General features: G+C 62.7%; 13 protein-coding genes, 1 tRNA gene and 1 pseudogene. 11 read left to right on the top strand and 4 right to left on the bottom strand.

The window, feature by feature from the left end; genetic code table 11:
* Positions 1–74: 74 nt before the first annotated feature.
* Together LHFGNBLO_RS25035 and LHFGNBLO_RS25040 are read left to right on the top strand one after the other, a co-directional pair.
* Entirely contained in the window at positions 75–542 is a 468-nt protein-coding gene (locus tag LHFGNBLO_RS25035) for a peroxiredoxin (RefSeq protein ID WP_258601979.1), read from the top strand.
* Positions 543–682: 140 nt separating this feature from the next.
* A complete protein-coding gene (locus tag LHFGNBLO_RS25040; protein WP_258601980.1) occupies positions 683–1960 on the top strand; it encodes a peptidoglycan DD-metalloendopeptidase family protein in 1278 nt (425 codons plus the stop codon).
* A gap of 23 nt (positions 1961–1983) precedes the next feature.
* On the opposite strand, the gene LHFGNBLO_RS25045 is transcribed toward LHFGNBLO_RS25040, so the two are convergent.
* Both LHFGNBLO_RS25045 and LHFGNBLO_RS25050 read right to left on the bottom strand, forming a co-directional pair.
* Positions 1984–3225, bottom strand: coding sequence for a M20 metallopeptidase family protein (locus tag LHFGNBLO_RS25045; RefSeq protein ID WP_258601981.1), 1242 nt, complete (start codon positions 3223–3225; stop codon positions 1984–1986).
* Positions 3212–4390, bottom strand: coding sequence for a M24 family metallopeptidase (locus LHFGNBLO_RS25050; RefSeq protein WP_258601982.1), 1179 nt, complete (start codon positions 4388–4390; stop codon positions 3212–3214). The genes LHFGNBLO_RS25045 and LHFGNBLO_RS25050 overlap by 14 nt, the downstream gene beginning before the upstream one ends.
* Before the next feature lie 283 nt (positions 4391–4673).
* Here LHFGNBLO_RS25050 and LHFGNBLO_RS25055 point away from each other — a divergent pair, with 283 nt between their 5' ends.
* From LHFGNBLO_RS25055 to LHFGNBLO_RS33695, 8 genes and pseudogenes are all read left to right on the top strand, one after another.
* A complete protein-coding gene (locus LHFGNBLO_RS25055) occupies positions 4674–6110 on the top strand; it encodes an FAD-binding oxidoreductase (protein WP_258601983.1) in 1437 nt (478 codons plus the stop codon).
* Positions 6107–6841, top strand: coding sequence for a FadR/GntR family transcriptional regulator (locus LHFGNBLO_RS25060; RefSeq protein ID WP_258601984.1), 735 nt, complete (start codon positions 6107–6109; stop codon positions 6839–6841). The genes LHFGNBLO_RS25055 and LHFGNBLO_RS25060 overlap by 4 nt, the downstream gene beginning before the upstream one ends.
* 2 nt (positions 6842–6843) lie before the next feature.
* Positions 6844–7281 carry a VOC family protein gene (locus LHFGNBLO_RS25065; protein WP_258601985.1) on the top strand — a complete coding sequence of 146 codons (438 nt, stop codon included), beginning with the start codon at positions 6844–6846 and terminating at the stop codon, positions 7279–7281.
* A gap of 90 nt (positions 7282–7371) precedes the next feature.
* Positions 7372–8400, top strand: coding sequence for an ABC transporter substrate-binding protein (locus LHFGNBLO_RS25070; protein ID WP_319944235.1), 1029 nt, complete (start codon positions 7372–7374; stop codon positions 8398–8400).
* Positions 8400–9173: an ABC transporter ATP-binding protein gene (locus tag LHFGNBLO_RS25075; RefSeq protein ID WP_258601987.1), complete on the top strand. Its 774-nt coding sequence runs from the start codon at positions 8400–8402 to the stop codon at positions 9171–9173. Before LHFGNBLO_RS25070 ends, LHFGNBLO_RS25075 begins: the two co-directional genes overlap by 1 nt.
* Positions 9170–9925, top strand: coding sequence for an ABC transporter permease (locus LHFGNBLO_RS25080; protein WP_258601988.1), 756 nt, complete (start codon positions 9170–9172; stop codon positions 9923–9925). The genes LHFGNBLO_RS25075 and LHFGNBLO_RS25080 overlap by 4 nt, the downstream gene beginning before the upstream one ends.
* 164 nt (positions 9926–10089) lie before the next feature.
* The gene (locus LHFGNBLO_RS25085) at positions 10090–10620 is read left to right on the top strand and encodes a hypothetical protein (RefSeq protein ID WP_319944177.1); all 531 of its coding nucleotides are present in this window, start codon (positions 10090–10092) and stop codon (positions 10618–10620) included.
* 111 nt (positions 10621–10731) lie between these two features.
* A pseudogene (locus tag LHFGNBLO_RS33695) lies at positions 10732–10824 on the top strand (histidine kinase); the annotation flags it as partial.
* On the opposite strand, the gene uxuA reads toward LHFGNBLO_RS33695, so the two are convergent.
* Positions 10815–11999, bottom strand: coding sequence for a mannonate dehydratase (gene uxuA / locus LHFGNBLO_RS25090; protein ID WP_258601989.1), 1185 nt, complete (start codon positions 11997–11999; stop codon positions 10815–10817). The pseudogene LHFGNBLO_RS33695 and the gene uxuA overlap by 10 nt on opposite strands.
* 97 nt (positions 12000–12096) lie before the next feature.
* On the opposite strand from uxuA, the gene LHFGNBLO_RS25095 reads away from it, so the two are divergent.
* Positions 12097–12882 carry an SDR family NAD(P)-dependent oxidoreductase gene (locus LHFGNBLO_RS25095; protein WP_258601990.1) on the top strand — a complete coding sequence of 262 codons (786 nt, stop codon included), beginning with the start codon at positions 12097–12099 and terminating at the stop codon, positions 12880–12882.
* Between the two features lie 62 nt (positions 12883–12944).
* On the opposite strand, the gene LHFGNBLO_RS25100 is transcribed toward LHFGNBLO_RS25095, so the two are convergent.
* Positions 12945–13020, bottom strand: a tRNA-Val gene (locus LHFGNBLO_RS25100).
* Between the last annotated feature and the right edge of the window lie 192 nt (positions 13021–13212).

The following is a 13212-nucleotide window of genomic DNA, read 5'->3' on the forward strand; positions in this document are numbered from 1 at the left end:
TCGATCGTGGACGAATCCCCGTCCGACACTATATCGATGCGGCCTGGCGCGTAACCTCAAACAAGGGCATCGATATGGCTGACCTCGACGTGGGCGATCTTGCGCCGAAATTCGACCTTCCGCGCGACGGTGGCGGGTCGCTCAACCTCGCCGCATTCCCTGGAAAGCCTGTTGTACTTTATTTCTATCCGCAGGACGACACCACGAGCTGCACAACCGAGGCGATCAGCTTTTCGCAGCTGAAACCGGAATTCGAGAAGGCCGGCGCCGTTGTGATCGGCCTGTCGCCTGACAGCGTGAAGAAGCACGACAAGTTCAAATCGAAATACGATCTCACCATCGACCTGGTTGCCGACGAGGAGCGCAAGGTGATCGAGGCTTATCATCTATGGGTCGAGAAGACGATGTATGGCCGCAATTACATGGGCGTCGAGCGCGCAACGTTCCTGATCGGCAAGGACGGCCGGATCGCCAGAATCTGGCGAAAGGTCCGGGTCAAGGGGCATGCCGAAGAGGTGCTGGAGGCCGTGCGCGCGCTTTGACGTTTGCCCTCTGTAGTCCTACGCCCCCTTAATACCCGTCTTGCGTGCAACCCTTAACGGCCGTTCGATCCGGCAAAGCTTTGTTAACCCTAATAATGTGTAATCAGGCTGTCGTGGTGTCGTAATGAAAGCTTGGTCCCGTGAACGTAACCGGTCAGTCAGCGGTCTTCGGCAGACGCAAAGAGCCCCACACGGTCATCATCGCCCGGGGCGATCAGATAAGGCATTTCACCATCCGCCCCTGGGTTGCCGCCTTTCTCGGCTCGGCGCTGGCGGCGGTCGCCATAGGCTACCTGCTGGCGACGTCCTACCTCGTGCTGCGCGACGATCTCATCGGCGCCACAACGGCGCGGCAAGCGCGCATGCAGCAGGCCTACGAGGATCGCATCTCGGCGCTTCGCGCACAGGTCGACCGCATCACCAGCCGCCAGCTTCTCGACCAGCAGGTCATGGAAACCAAGGTGAGCGAGTTGCTGGAACGACAGAGCCAGCTCAGCCAGCGCCATGGCCGCCTCGATCCGATCCTGGAGCGCGCCGAAAGCGAAGTCGGGACGCCGCCTATCGCCGGAGCTGCCGTCAAACCTGACGAACGCGCGGACGTGACCGGCAGCATTTCCCAGCCGATGGCCTATTCCGTTGCCAGCCTTGGCGCCGACGACACCAGACCGTTCTCCATGTGGTCGACCCGCTCCGATCCGCTGCCGAGCGATACGGCGGCCGACCGTGCCGACAAGCTGTTCGTTTCGATCAACGAATCGCTCAAGAGCATCGAGAGCCAGCAACTCACCCGCATCGCCACGCTTGCCGACAACGCCTACAAGAGCGCGGACGCGATTTCACAAGCGCTCGAGACGGCCGGCCTGCCGGTCGACAGCGACTTCGGCAAGAGCGATGCCGGCGGCCCGCTGGTACCGGTCGACAATTCGATGATGTTCGACAGCAAGGTCAAGGAACTCGACGAAGCGCTGGATGCGCTCGACCACCTGAAAACCGAAGCGCGGCGGCTGCCGCTCGCCAACCCGGCCCCCGGCCGCTCTGTGACCAGCCCGTTCGGCGTGCGCACCGACCCGATCCTCGGCACCGCAGCACTCCACTCAGGGATGGATTTCCGGGCGCCGCTGGGCATGGCCGCAAAGGTCACGGCAGCAGGCGTCGTCGTCAAGGCCGGCTGGAACGGCGGCTATGGCCGCATGGTCGAGGTCGACCATGGCAATGGCTTTTCGACACGCTATGGACACCTCAGCGAAATCGACGTGACCGTGGGTGAGAAGCTCGATGCCGGCGCCGTCATCGGCAAAACCGGCAGCAGCGGCCGCTCGACCGGCCCGCACCTGCATTACGAAGTTCGCCACAATGGCGAAGCCATCGACCCGCTGCGCTTCCTGACAGTCGGCAAGAAGGTCGCCCAGTACCTCTAGGCCACCCTGCCCCGCGATTTCACTTATGCATCGAGACTTTCCGGCTGCGTCGACAGAAACATCGTCGCTGCCGAAGCCAGAGTGGCCGCGCCGACTTTCAAGGCAGCCTCATCGACACGAAACCTGGCATGGTGGAGCGGAAAGACCGATCCGACCGCTTCATTGCGGATTCCGAGCCGGAAATAGACCGACGGGCGCTTCTCGCTGTAGTAGCCAAAGTCGTCGGCGATGGTCCATCCGGGCGTATTGAGAACATTGTCGGCCCCGATGCAGGCCTTGGCGCTGGCGACAACCAGCTCAGTCATCTCGACATCGTTGACGACCCCCGGCTCACCCTTGTGGATGTCGACCTCAACACTTGCTCCGTGACTCGTCGCCATCCCCTCGAGTATCTCGCGAACGCGGCGCCAGGCCCGCTCGCGGGTGGCGTCGTTGCCACTGCGGATGGTCCCTTTCAGCGCGACCTTGCCGGCGATCACGTTGTAGGCGCTGCCGCCGTTGATGGTGGTGACGGATATGACCAACGGGTCGTACGGGTCACTCTCGCGCGAGACGATCTTCTGCAGTTCCGTGACCATCGAGCATGCCACGGCTATCGCATCGACACCTTCATACGGTTTTGCGGCATGTGCGGCGGAGCCTGTGACGAGAACATCGAACGTATCGCAAGCCAGTGTGTACGGACCAGAGCGGACGGCGATCTTGCCGGACTGCGTGTACGGATCGACATGAACGCAGATGGCGGCGTCGACATCGTCGAGTAGCCCCTCTTCCACCACCCGTCTCCCGCCCGACGGTTCGTCTTCCTCGGCGGGCTGGAAGATGAGGCGGACGGTTCCGCCAAAATCATCCCGCGACTGATGAAGATGCGCGGCAACCGCATAGCCCATCGATGCATGGGCATCGTGACCGCATGCGTGCATCACGCCTGGATTTATCGAGGCATAGTCGACACCGGACTCCTCCTCGATCGGCAAGGCATCGATGTCTGCCCGAATGACCAGCTTGCGATTTGAAGGCTTTCCGGTGCCGACAATATCGACGGCCAGACCGAAGCCTGCGATGTCGCGAATGTCGGCAATCCCCTGAGCAGCCAGCATGTCCCGCAAGTAACGCTGCGTGTTCACTTCCTGGTTCGAAAGCTCCGGATTGCGATGCAGATGCCGACGAATCTCGATCATCCGATCGAGAATCCCGGCTTCGATATTGGTTGGGACGGGAGCCGAAGGACCCCCCACCGCCGTCGGATCGTCAGGATTTGACATGGATGTCTCGCGGGAACTTGGTCAGGGTCTCATTGCCTGTTTCGGTCACCAGGATGGTCTCGCTGATCTCGATGCCCCAGCCGTCCATCCACATGCCAAGAATGGAATGCACGACGTTGCCGGACGCAAGCACCGTCTTATCGCCCGGCCTGAGGCTGATCGTGTGCTCGCCCCAATCCGGCGGGTACGCGACGCCGATGGAATAGCCGATACGCGACTCCTTCTTCAGCCCGTAGCGTTGAATGACCTTGCGCCACGCAGCTTCGACCGCCTCGGCGGTCGTTCCTGGCCTGACCGCATCGAGCACTGCGTCCATGCCCTCGATCACCGCGTTTGCCGTGTCCGATACATTGGTCGGCGTTTTGCCGAGCTGCAGCGTTCTTGCGAGCCCGGCGGCGTAGCGACGGCAGACCCCGGCGAGTTCCAGGGCAATCGTCTCGTTCTCCCCGAACCGCCTGTCGCTCCACATGATGTGCGGAGCTGAGGCATTCTCGCCACCGAGAATTGTCGGAGGCAGGGCGGTGATATCGCCGGCGAAGTCCGGGCTGCCGGCGATTTGCGCCGCCTGGATGGAGGCTATCGCATCACATTCGCGAACGCCCGGTGCAATGACCTCGAAGGCCCGCGCGACCGCCGCTTCAGCCAGTGACGATGCCTTGCGCAAGTAATCGATCTCGGGTGCCGATTTGATCGCACGTATCCAGTTCACCAGAAGATCGGCGTCATGCAGTTTGGCATTGGGCAATCCAGCGACAAGCCGGGCATGCCCTTTCGGTGAGAAATAGTAGGCTTCGAGCTCGATGCCGATGTGACGATTCCCCCAGCCCTTCGCGACGATCCAGGCTGCTATCCAGTCCATAGGATGGCGATCGGCGCGTTGAACATAATCTTCCGGGAAGCCGACCACGTTCTCGGGTTTCATCCAGGCTGTGAGGAGACCGCCGGCTGCATCCATGGCGCGGCCGATCCAGACCGGCTCGACCTCTTCGATCGGAACGAGCACCATTTGGGGGGTGTAGAATGACCAGCCATCATAGCCGGTGATGTAATGCTGATTGGCAACATCGTTCACGATCAGAAGTTCGATGCCGCGCTTTGCCATCTCGGCGCGGATCTTTCGAAGCCGCTGCTGGTATTCCTCGGGCGTAAACGGCAATTCGATCATCTTGTCCCCATGCCTTGCTGGATCAACGGTCGCGGGCGACCCGCCGCTCACCATTGAAATGCTTTCGACTTGGCGGCAATCGGCCAAGGCGGCGCATAAGCAGGTCCTGAACCCGATACGTGCAACACGACCCGCCCTTTGCCGGCGGCATAGACAGCTCTCGACATCTCATCCCAAGCGGCGTCGGTGATTGGCCCGCTTTTCCTTGACGAGCCGTTGACTCAAGCCAAGTTGTAGGATGATATGTATAACCCTATATCCAAACATCGTTGCCGGCCCCTACATGACCGTTCACCGCCTTTCGCCAAAAATCCTCAGCGCCATGGAAGGCGCTGTCGGGCAAGGTGGTGTCGCCATCGATGCCGCCGATATGGCGAAATACCTTGGCGACTGGTCGGGCGATCACCATGGCAGCGCCCTTGTCGTGCTGAAGCCGGCTTCGGTCACCGAGGTTCAGGCGGTGGTGCGCCTGTGCGGCGCGCTGCGACTGGGCATCATCCCGCAAGGCGGCAACACTGGCCTGGTGGCGGGAGCGATCGACATCGAGACCCGTGGCGCGGTGATCGTCAGCCTGGAACGGCTGAACGCCATCCGCCTCGTCGACGCCGACAATTTCCTCCTGCAGGCCGATGCCGGCTGCATCCTGCAGGCCATCAAGGACGCAAGCGAGGCGCATGATTGCCTGTTTCCGCTGGCGCTCGGGGCACAGGGCAGCTGCCAGATCGGCGGCAATGCGGCCAGCAACGCCGGCGGCATCAACGTTCTGCGCTACGGCATGGCGCGCGACCTCATCCTTGGCCTCGAGGTGGTGCTGCCGGACGGTGATTTGTGGAGCGGCTTTTCCGGCCTGCGCAAGGACAACCGCGGCTACGATCTGAAGCAGCTCTTCATCGGCGCGGAAGGAACGCTGGGCATCATCACCGGCGTCGAGGTCAAACTCTTTCCAAAACCGAGCCAGATCGAGACGGCGTATCTGGGTCTTCCTTCATTCGAAGCGGCGATAGCGCTGTTCAGGGAAGCCCGACGCGAATGCTCGGACCTGATATCCGCCTTCGAGATCATCGGCTCGGAATGCATGGAGCTTGCGCGTTTGATCGATCCAGACATCGTCGAGCCGGTGGCCGCTCCTGTTCATGTGCTGATCGAGCTGTCATCGAGCGCGACCATCGACCTGCGCACCCTGCTGGTCGATTTCCTTGCCGGCGCAATGGAAAAGCATCTCGTCGCCGACGCCGTTCTGGCCGAGAGCGGCGCACAGGCCAAGGCTTTCTGGGCCATTCGCGAAGGATTGGTCGAGGGCCAGGCCAAACGCGGCTACCACGTGCGCACCGATCTTTCGGTGCGCATCTCCGACATTCCCGTCCTGATCGCTCAGGCCCGCGATTTTGTCACGCTGGAGCACCCCGGCTGGATTCCCCAGGCCTACGGCCATGCGGGCGACGGCAACATCCATTTCAACGTGCTGCCGCCGCTCGATCTTGCCGAGCCAGACGCCCGTGCCAGAGGCGTCGACATTACGGCCAGGCTGTACGACATCGTCAACGCACTTGGCGGCTCGATCAGCGCCGAGCACGGCATCGGCCGCACCCGCCAGCGCGCCTACTGGGCCGGGATGAGCCCGGTTCACCGCAAACTCGTCAGCGCGTTGAAAAATGCCATCGACCCGGATGGATTGATGAATCCCGGCTGCCTCTTTCCTTCGACGGAGACCGTTTCATGAAACAACGACTGGCTGCCATCGGCACTGTCGAGGCGCTACCGCACCGGGTCGCCGCGTTTCTCAGCCGCGAGATCGAGTCCGGCGATCTCAATCCCGGCAGCCTGCTGCCGACGGAGCAACAGCTCTCCGAAAAATTCGGCGTCAGCCGAAACGTGGTGCGCGAGGCGATCGCGCAATTGCGCGCCGACGGCATGGTGGAGGCGCGGCAAGGCATCGGTTCCTTCGTCCTGGCGCCGGAGCAGCGCGCGACGATCCGCATCGACCGCGAGACGCTGAAGGAAGGGCAGAACATGGAGCGGCTCTTCGAGCTGCGCTGCATCCTCGAGGCCGAGTCGGCGGCACTCGCCGCCGAACGGCGCGAGCAGGAGCACCTCGACGCAATCAAGGCGGCCCTCGACCGCATGAGTGGCGAGGAGCGCTGGCAGGACGGCAGCATAGACGCCGATCTTCTGTTTCACCGCGAAATCGCCCGGGCGACAGGCAACAGCTATATCCACACCTTCATTTCCTTCGTCTGCGAACAGATCCGCCGCTCGATCCACTACGCGCGGCTCACCAACCCCTTGCACGACCTCGTGGAAGTCAATGTCGGCGAACATGTGCGCATCTACGAGGCGCTGGTGGCCGGCGACCCGGCAGCCGCCGAGGCGGCGATGCGCGCGCACATCATCGGCGCCGCCAACCGTGTCGGCGTCAAGCTGCCAGCGTCGCGCACCGGCGGAGGCAAATAGCCATGTCGATCGGCACCGCTTACCGGATTTCGGACGTCTGCCTGCTTGTCGAGAATATCGAGCGGACGGTGGAGTTCTATGTCGACAAGCTCGGCTTCCGCCTGCGCCGGCGCGCCGAAGGTTTCGCCGACTTCCATGGCGAGGGCGTGACGCTTGCCGCCTGGGAGATCGAGCACATCAGCCAGCACACCGGCGTCTCGAAGCTGCGTTCGCCGCGCCATGCGCACAAGGTCTGCGTCGCGGTCAAGCTCGACGCGCCCGGCGAGATCGACCGCCTCTACTCCGATCTGACAGCAAAGGGCGTGCCCTTCCACGGCCCGCCCGAGGATTATGTCTGGAATGCACGCTGCGCGTATTTCACCGACCCGGACGACACGCTTTGGGAACTCTACGCCTGGCTCGACGGCGACCCTGGCGACTACCACGACGAACAGCCGTAGACGACACCGCGCCAAGAGAACGGCGCGCAATGAAGAGACGAGAAAGTCTTGCAACAGGAGCGAAAAATGAGTGGGAACGAACATTACGACATGAACCGCCGCAGTTTCATCAAATCCGGTATCGCGGCCGTTGCCGCCGCTTCAGCCGGAATGCAACTGGTGCTGACCCCGGGCGCCAAGGCAGCCGGAAAGGTCGTCATCCAGTATGACTGGCTGATGTCGAACGGACAGATCGGCGATATCGCCGCCGTCGCCAACGGCTACTTCAGGGATGCCGGGCTCGAAGTGGAATTCAGCCCGGGCGGACCCAACGCCGCGACGGTGCCGCCGGTAATCTCCGGCGCGGCACAGCTCGGCCAGTTTTCCGAAACGCCGCAGCTTTTTGCGGCACGCGCCAGCGGCGTTCCGGTCAAGATCATCGCCTGCGGCTTCCGCACCGGCCCCTATGCCTTCACCTCCAAGCCGGCCAAGCCGATCCGCGGCGTCGCCGACCTCAAGGGCAAGAAGATCGGCATCCAGCCGACGGCGCGCTTCGTCATCGACGAGATCCTGGCCAAGAACGGCATCGACCCGTCCGAGGTCACCGTCGTCAATGTCGGCTTCGACAAGGCGCCGCTGGTGCGCGGCGACGTCGACGCCATCGGTGGCTGGATCACCAACACGCAGGCGCTCAGCGTCGTCGGCGATGACCGCATCGACCTTCTGGTGCGCGATCTCGGCTTGAATTCCTACGCGGATGTCTATTTCGCCACCGACGCCGCGATCGAAAAGGATCCGGACACACTGGCGAAGTTCATCGGCGCCGTCGCCAAGGGCTGGGGCTGGGTGCACGCCAATCCGCAGGAAGCGGTGAAGAAGATGGTCGCCGCCTATCCGGAAATGGACCTCGGCTGGGAAGAAAAGACCGTCAATCTGGTGTTGAAGCTCTCCTTCGACGCGGCGACCGCCAAGGACGGCTGGGGGACGTTCGACCCCGCCTCGATCGAGGAACAATTGGCGCTGCTAGACAAGGTCGGGCAATACCCCAACGGCCGGCCGGCGGCGGCTGATGTCTACACCACCAAGATCCTCGAACTCTCGGCCGCCGATCGGCCGAAGCTCGACGCACCCGCCGCCTGATGGCGAACGCGATCGAAACCCGCGGACTGGATGTCGGCTATGGCGGCCGCCAGGCGGCGGTGAAGGTACTCTCCGGTCTCGATCTCAACGTCGAGGCCAGATCCTTCCTGTCGATCCTCGGACCTTCCGGCTGCGGCAAGTCGACCTTGCTCAGGGTGATTGCCGACCTGCTCGACCCGCTCGGCGGCACCATCAATGTGCTTGGCGATACGCCGCACGCGGTGCGCTCGCGCCGCGATGTCGGTTTTGTCTTCCAGGACTCGACGCTGCTGCCGTGGCGCACTGTCCGCGACAATGTCCGCCTGCCGCTTGGCGTCGGGCAAGGCAGCCTGACCCGCAGCATAGAAGACCGCAGCGACGAGCTGCTTGACCTGATGGGGCTTGCCGGGTTCGGCGAACGCCTACCACACCAATTGTCGGGCGGCCAGCGGCAGCGCGTTGCGATCGCCCGGGCGTTGCTCGGACAACCGAAGCTGCTGCTCATGGATGAACCGTTCGGGGCCCTCGACGAGATCACCCGCGATCGCCTCAACGACGAGCTTCTCAATCTGTGGCGGCGCACCGGCACCACGATCCTCTTCGTCACCCATTCGATCGCCGAAGCCGCCTATCTCGGCGAAAGGGTTATCGTTCTCGCCGCCAACCCGGGGCGGGTGGTGAAGGATATGGACATGCGGCCGCTCAAGCAGGACGGCAACCGCTGCTCGCGCGAATCCCCGGCGATCGTCGCCGCCATGGCCGAACTGCGAACCGCGCTGGAGCATGCGTCGTGAGGCCTGCGCCACTGACTCCGCAGCTTGCCGTCGCCCTGCCCATTTTCGGCGCGGCGTCGATCCTTCTCACCTGGCAATATTTGCTGCCCCTTCTCGGCGTCCCCGCCTATATCGTGCCGACGCCGACGGCGATATTCGGCGTCTTCCAGAAGAGCCTTCCGCTGTTTCTCGGCAACCTCTGGCCGACGCTGATCGAGGCGCTGGCCGGTTTCGTCATCGGCAATCTCGCCGGCGTGCTGCTGGCGGTGCTGTTCGTGCACAGCCGCATTCTTCAGGCTGCCTATTTTCCGATCGTGCTGTTTTTCAACACGATCCCGATCCTGGCGCTGTCGCCGATCATCATCCTGATTTTCGGGCTTGGCATGACGCCCAAGATCGTCATCGCGGCGGTGATCTGCTTCTTCCCGACGCTGGTGAACATGATCCGCGGGCTGGATTCGGCCAGCGACAACGAGCACGAGCTGTTCCGGGTGCTGTCGGCGACGCGCTGGGAGATCTTCTGGAGCCTGCGCCTGCCGCGCGCCTTGCCAATGCTGTTCTCCTCCCTCAGGATCGCATCGGCGACGGCGGTGATCGGCGCCATCGTCGGCGAATGGATCGGCTCGGACAAGGGTCTCGGCGCACTCATCATCCAGGCGAGCTTCAACTATCAGTCGGACCGGCTTTACGCGGCGATCGTGCTGTCGTCATCGCTGTCGATCGCGCTGTTCGCAATCGTCGTCCTCGTTGAACGCCGTGTCATAAAATACTGAATCAACCCGATTTCTGCCTTTCCAGCGCAGGTTGCGCCTGTCTGATTTCCCAAAGATCATGCAGCGCTTGCCATGATTCGCTTCAAGACCTGCAACCATGGCATTCATCGCGCATTTAACTGGGATGCTGTAAGATTTTGCCTGAATCAAACGGGAGACAAATCGTGTCAAAAACCTCCAATGGCTTGATCCGGATGGCGTTCACATCCATTTGCCTGGGCGGCTTGGTCTCGGCCGCCTCCGCTCTCTTCCCCGCAACGGCTTCGGCCCAGCGGCTGCAGCGGTGCGCCGATGAAGGTGGCACATGCCGCCTGCGCTACCCCGCGGAAGTCGTCTATGGCTCGCAGGGTCGGACCACGTCGCGCTTCTTCGAGCGCCGTTCCGTGTCCTGTTCAAATCGCGTCTTTGGCGATCCCGCCCCCGGCCGTAAAAAGTCGTGCTATATCGTGGCGCGCGGCGGCAGCGACTATGGCGACGGCGACTATGGCGACGATGGGGGCGGAGGCCGCGGCGGATGGGTTGCCTGCGCCAACGAAAACGATTTCTGCGATTTCTATGGCCGCAAGGTGGTCCGGTACGGAGCGCGCGGCCGGTTCACGCAAGACGTGTTCAGGGGCGGCGTCCAATGCAGCAACGACACGTTTGGCGACGACCCCGCACCTGGTGCTCGCAAGCGCTGCTATATCCGGCAATAGCCGTCATATCCGGGAGATGGTGCGATCTCTGCTCATTTTAATCGCGCCCTCAACCCACCTTCCGATGCATGTGCCCATGGCCTGCGGCCCTGAGGTCCAGTGAACCGCCAATTGACGCTGCGGTACCAGACAATCGCGCTTGCGATCGTCCCGCTGATGATCGCGATCCTGGCGATCACCACGTTCTTCAAGCTTCAAGCCAGCCCGAAGCGGTCCACCGCCCGCATGATGCCGCGCAGTTCGGCCAGGCCCTTGAGGCGGCCGATCAGCGAATAGCCGGGGTTGATCCTGGTCTTGCCGATGTCGTCGGCCAGCAGATGGCCATGGTCCGGACGCATCGGGATGCGCCAGTCTGGCCGACCCTCCCGGCGGCGTCGCCCCTCTTCCTTCATCAGCGCCAGGATCACCGACGCCATGTCGGTGGAGCCTTCCAGATGTTCGGCCTCGAAGAACGAGCCGTCGTCTTCGCGCGTCACATTGCGCAGATGCGCGAAATGGATTTTTGGCGCGAATTCCTCGATCATCGCGACAAGGTCGTTGTCGGCGCGCACGCCGTAGGAACCGGTGCAGAATGTCAGGCCGTTCGCCGGACTGTCGACCGTCTCCAGGATGAAGCGTGCGTCTTCGGCGGTGGAGACGACTCGCGGCAGCCCGAACAGCGAGAAAGGCGGATCATCGGGGTGGATGCACATGCGCGCGCCCACCTCCTCGGCAACCGGAATGATTTCCTTCAGAAACCATGCCAGGTTCGCGCGCAGTTCCACCGGGCCGATTGTGTCGTAGTCAGCAAGCGCCTCGCGCATCGTGTCGCGGTTGTACTTGCGTTCGGTGGCCGGCAGGCCGGCAATGAGGTTGCGCTCGATCTTGTCGATCTGCTCGTCGCTCAAGGCCTTCAGTCGCGCTTCTGCTTCCGCGACTCGCGCCGGGCTGTAGCTTGCCTCGGCATCCCGGCGTTTCAGCACGAACAAGTCATAGGCAGCGAAGTCGATCGCATCGAAGCGCAAGGCATAGCCGGTCGTCGGCAGCCGGAAGGCGAGATCGGTGCGGGTCCAGTCGACCACCGGCATGAAATTGTAGCAGATGGTCGAAATGCCAGCCTTGGCCAGGGCGCGAATGGTGTCCCTGTAGAAGCCTGCGTAGCGCTGCCGCTCCGTCGAGCCGATCTTGATCGAATTGTGGACGGGGATGCTCTCCACCACCGACCAAGTCAGCCCCGCGGCCTCGATGATGCGCTTGCGTTCAAGGATGTCGGCCAAAGGCCAGGCGCGGCCATCGTAGATGTTGTGCAGGGCCGATACGATGCCCGTCGCCGCGGCCTGTCTGACATGGTCCAGCGTGACCGGATCGTCAGGTCCGTACCAGCGCCAACATTGTTCCATAATGGTCCCTTCCGCAGCGAAGCCAAAACCGTATTGTTGGACCATAGTCGGAGTCAAATCTTCGACAATCCCGGCGGCGAATGGCGGAGTTTGAGCAATGAAGGATTTCGACGGCAAGATTGCCCTGGTGACGGGAACGACCGGGATCGGCCTGGCAAGCGCCAGACGCCTGGCGGCGGGCGGTGCTGCGATCATCGCCTGCGGTATCGACGCCAACGCAAACGCGGCGATGCAAGCAGAACTCGATCGCTCGGGCGCAAGGGCGCTGGTGGTGACAGCGGACGTTTCCGTGCCGGATCAGGTTGCGGAGGCGATCGCTGCCGGGGTCGAGCGGTTCGGCGGGCTGGACGTCATCGTCAACTCGGCTGCCGTGCATCCCTACGGCACGGCAACCAGCACGGATTTCGAAACCTGGAACCGGGCGATGTCCGTGAATGTCGGCTCTATCTATCTGACCGCTCATTTCGGCATTCCCGAAATGATCAAACGGGGCGGCGGCGCTATCGTCAACCTGGCTTCGGTACAGGGCCACGCTTGCCAGCAGAACGTCGCCGCCTATGCAACGACAAAGGGAGCGATCCATACGTTGACGCGCTCGCTGGCGCTCGACTACGCCCGCCACGGAATCCGCGTGAATTCGGTGAGCCCGGGATCGATCCGCACGCCAATCCTGGAAAAGGCGGCGCGCGGCGACAGCGGCACCGACGCCGATATCGAAGCCGCCTACAAACGCTTCGGCGAAGCGCACCCGCTTGGCCGCATCGGCGAGCCGGAAGAAGTGGCTGAACTCATCGCGTTTCTTTGCTCGTCCAAAGCGGGCTTCTGCACCGGCGCCGACTACAAGATCGATGGCGGCCTGACCGCCGGCATCGGGGTCAAGTAAAGGCGCAGGCCAACAGGCGCCACGGGTGTGCCAATCATTTCCACGGCTGGCTGACGGTCGGATGGTGGGCGATGACGGGCTCGAACCGCCGACATCTTCGGTGTAAACGAAGCGCTCTACCAACTGAGCTAATCGCCCGCTCCGGGCCGGACCTTTAAGCGGTCAGGACAGGCTTCGCAAGGCCAAATGAACAGCCAACACGCTCTGCGCCAGCCGGTTTTGGCAACAAAGTTCGGTCTGTCAAAAAACCTTCTCCTGTTTGCTGTTATGCTGTCGTGGTCCGCTTGACACCCGGTGGCGAACCCCTTATCCACCGCCCCAACGACGAAC

The organism is Mesorhizobium sp. AR10, from assembly GCF_024746795.1.
Lineage (GTDB): Bacteria > Pseudomonadota > Alphaproteobacteria > Rhizobiales > Rhizobiaceae > Mesorhizobium.

Coding starts and splice junctions, on each gene's coding strand:
- LHFGNBLO_RS25035 (WP_258601979.1), top strand. CDS start 75: ATGGCTGACCTCGACGTGGGCGATCTTGCGCCGAAATTCGACCTTCCG.
- LHFGNBLO_RS25075 (WP_258601987.1), top strand. CDS start 8,400: ATGGCGAACGCGATCGAAACCCGCGGACTGGATGTCGGCTATGGCGGC.
- LHFGNBLO_RS25065 (WP_258601985.1), top strand. CDS start 6,844: ATGTCGATCGGCACCGCTTACCGGATTTCGGACGTCTGCCTGCTTGTC.
- LHFGNBLO_RS25045 (WP_258601981.1), bottom strand. CDS start 3,225: ATGTCAAATCCTGACGATCCGACGGCGGTGGGGGGTCCTTCGGCTCCC.
- LHFGNBLO_RS25055 (WP_258601983.1), top strand. CDS start 4,674: ATGACCGTTCACCGCCTTTCGCCAAAAATCCTCAGCGCCATGGAAGGC.
- LHFGNBLO_RS25095 (WP_258601990.1), top strand. CDS start 12,097: ATGAAGGATTTCGACGGCAAGATTGCCCTGGTGACGGGAACGACCGGG.
- uxuA (WP_258601989.1), bottom strand. CDS start 11,999: ATGGAACAATGTTGGCGCTGGTACGGACCTGACGATCCGGTCACGCTG.
- LHFGNBLO_RS25060 (WP_258601984.1), top strand. CDS start 6,107: ATGAAACAACGACTGGCTGCCATCGGCACTGTCGAGGCGCTACCGCAC.
- LHFGNBLO_RS25070 (WP_319944235.1), top strand. CDS start 7,372: ATGAACCGCCGCAGTTTCATCAAATCCGGTATCGCGGCCGTTGCCGCC.
- LHFGNBLO_RS25050 (WP_258601982.1), bottom strand. CDS start 4,390: ATGATCGAATTGCCGTTTACGCCCGAGGAATACCAGCAGCGGCTTCGA.